This is a genomic window from Pseudomonas sp. PME37.24/025, assembly GCF_055556615.1.
This window is the reverse complement of the sequence record NZ_JBVHNK010000037.1, coordinates 1-644: the sequence shown is the minus strand read 5'-3', so window position 1 is coordinate 644 and position 644 is coordinate 1. Positions and strand designations below refer to the sequence as shown.

The following is a 644-nucleotide window of genomic DNA, read 5'->3' as shown; positions in this document are numbered from 1 at the left end:
CGGCCCCCACATGGCGGGGAAGGCATGACCCGGGTTGCCCAGCGAAGCGTTGTGCTCGAGGATCTCCGCAGCCTCGCGGATGCGGCCGATGCGGGCGGCGACCGGTCCGAGGTACTGCCAGCCGGCGAAGGAGGGCGTCCCCACCTGTTCCCCGATCACGGGCGCCCGGAAATTCCCGCTGACCTGGAGACACCTCTCCCAGGTCGCATCCAGGACGGCGTCGTCCACCCCGTCGACGTCGAACGGGTAGACCGCGTAGAACTCCGGGATCTCCACGTTCATCCGGCGATCCTCGTAGCTGCCCGCCGGCGCCAACGGCGCGTCGGATCCGCCACCGATCCGCGGGAGAGCGGGCAGGGCGTCGGCGACGTGCTGCACGAAGTCACGCTCGGCCAGCAGCCGATCCGGGAGAGCGAGGAGATCCGCGGTCAGCCGGTGATATCCCGCCACGACGGGGAGGGGGTCGGTGGTGTCGAAGTAGGTCTCTACGGAGTTCACCGGCCCGATCACCAGACGCGACGCGGAGTCGAGCGGGAATCGCGACCACGCGAATCGGAGGAGATCCATGGCGTAGGGCACCGCGCGCTCCCGAAGGAAATCCTCGTCACGAGTGAATCGGTAATACCGCTGCATGAGGGCGGCCA

1 protein-coding gene is annotated in these 644 nt (G+C 68.6%); it reads right to left on the bottom strand.

The annotated features are described in order from the left end of the window. The coding region (locus ACZ3HH_RS29370; RefSeq protein ID WP_465810010.1) for a hypothetical protein at nt 1–644 on the bottom strand (644 nt) is incomplete at both ends.